Source organism: Thermogutta sp. (assembly GCF_014359955.1).
In the GTDB taxonomy this organism is placed as follows: Bacteria; Planctomycetota; Planctomycetia; order Pirellulales; family Thermoguttaceae; genus Thermogutta.
The window spans coordinates 1-2,239 of sequence record NZ_JACIYL010000730.1; the positions used below are offsets into that span (position 1 = coordinate 1).

General features: G+C 59.0%; 2 protein-coding genes. One reads left to right on the forward strand and one right to left on the reverse strand.

Features of this window, described 5'->3' with window-relative positions; translation table 11 throughout:
- Window positions 1–206 precede the first annotated feature (206 nt).
- Window positions 207–1,610: an MATE family efflux transporter gene (locus H5U08_RS16375; protein WP_297035494.1), complete on the reverse strand. Its 1,404-nt coding sequence runs from the start codon at window positions 1,608–1,610 to the stop codon at window positions 207–209.
- 342 nt (window positions 1,611–1,952) lie between these two features.
- On the opposite strand from H5U08_RS16375, the gene H5U08_RS16380 reads away from it, so the two are divergent.
- The coding region (locus H5U08_RS16380; protein WP_297035497.1) for a hypothetical protein at window positions 1,953–2,239 on the forward strand (287 nt) is incomplete at its 3' end.

Consider the following 2,239-nt stretch of genomic DNA (forward strand, 5'->3'; position numbering starts at 1 on the left):
CAACCGGGCAGCCCCGCGTGGGAGGCACCGGTTCCCAACCACGAGGTGTAAGGACACTTCTCCACGACAGTCCTCCCCGATAGCAAACCGACGGCAGCCCAATCCGGGCAAGCTCGGGTAAGCCGGTTCTCAATTGGGCGGGAACGGATAGAACACCGTATTTAGTGTAGCTGACGAATTGGTCTGAATAAACTGAGACGTTTCCTTCACACGCGGATGGTTTTCCACCCTCCTTGGACGAATCGCCAGGTGGTCAGGCAGGCGCGGAGATAGAGATCCGCCACCATCGCGTACCAGGCCCCCAGAACACCAAGCCCCCATCCCGCCACGGTGAGATCGACACCAGGCAACACGATCCGGGGCAGCGCCAGCCAGTACGCACCGGGAATTCTTACCCCGAGCAATCCGATCAGGCTGAATAACAGCGGCCAGCGTGTGTCGCCAGCGCCGCGTAAAGCACCGGAAAATATGGTCACGAAAACCAAAGGAGGAATGCCCAGAGCGATGGTACGGAGCAGGGGGGCCGCCAGATGCGCGACATCCCGCTGGTGCTCGCCCACCATGAGGCCGGCAAGCTCCAGGGGGAATGTGTAGAAAAGGATGGCTCCTGTGCCCATCACCAAACCCGCCAGAACACAGGCGGCGATGACCCCTCGCGTTGCTTTATGGGGCTGGCGTGCGCCCAGATACTGGCCGGTCATGGTGGCCGCGGCCACCTGAAAGGCAGCGCCGGGGAGAAATGCCAGCGATTCGATCCGGATGGCGACTCCATGGGCAGCGGCCGCCTTGTCCCCCAGCGCGTTGACGATGGCCACGAACCATAACTGGCAGAGGATCATCGACAGGGTTTCCAGCCCACCGGGGATGCCCACCCGGAGCAGCCGATAGACCAGCTTGCCTTGATAACGAAACATCCTCCAGCGAAGATGCAGCCCTGCCAGTCCTTTTAGAAGAATGAAGAGGGTCGCCAGGCCTCCCACGCAATAGCCACACGCCGTCCCGAAAGCGATGCCCTCCCAGCCCCAGCGTGGACATGGTCCAAAACCGAGGCAGAAGGCCCAACTCACGGCGATGTTCACGATGTTGACGATGGTCATGATGATAAGCCCCTGAACCATTGCCCCGGCTCCGCGTAAACAGGCGATCCCCACCGCACTGAACATCACGAACGGCATGGCCGGGATGACAATCTCCCAGTAACTTTGGGCCGCCTTCGCCGATATGCCTTTGAGCTGGAGAAACGCGATGATCTTTGGCCCCAGCACCGTCGCCAGGATGGCCGCCGGCACGGCTACAAGAAAACCCACGAGCAGGGCCTGGTGCATGAACCGCTCCGCCATCATGAAACGGCGGGCTCCGACATAGCGTGCCACCAGAGCAGAGGCCCCAATCGCCACAACGCTGAAAAGTCCGTAGAGCAGCCACAAGAGGTAAGCCATCAAATTGACGGCCGCCAGATGGGATGCGCTGAGATAGTGCCCCGTCAAGATCGTGTCGGAAAAGCCCACCAGCATGGCCAGTCCCTGTTCCAGGAGCACCGGCCAGGAAAGCCGAAGCAAAGGCCGATAGACGCCCGGTTCATCAATCCAATCGTTGACGGGAGCAGCCATGCGCAAACAAAAAGGGGATGTGCCAGCAGGTGGTTGGACTTTTGTTCCCGTGCGGGTTGCACGAGGGGCAAAACATCCAGTTTAATCCGTCCGCGGTAAGTTGTGACCCGGGAGGCTTTTTGCGGCTCGCCGCAAACGCAGCCACCTGTGATTGTCGGTCTCATAACGGGATAATGATTCCGTGCGGTTCACAGCCACCTCCCCGGTTGGAATAAGCCGGTGAGGCATGTCCAGTCCATGCTGGGTGCGTATCGACCGGTCCGTGGAGTCCGTTTGCCGTACGGGTGTATCAGATCCCGAGTCAGAAATAAACCTCAGTTCCACCCAGCCGAGGTTCCCGAGATGCGCTATCACAACACGCAGTTCGGCCGATGGTACCTTCTTGTACCTTTGATTGTGCTTTATCTTTTTATCTTGGATTTTTTTCTTCCGGGCAAACCAATTCCCTGGTGGACCTATCTTCTAGTTACCGGAATCGTTGGGGGCGTTACCCTGTGTTTTACCTCGCTGACCATTTACGACGGCGGAGACGCGTTGGTGGTCCAGTTTGGGCCGATTCCCCTTCTGCGGAAGCGCATTCCCTATGAAGCAATCACGCGAGTGGAAAATGGTCGCACCTCCTTACTGGA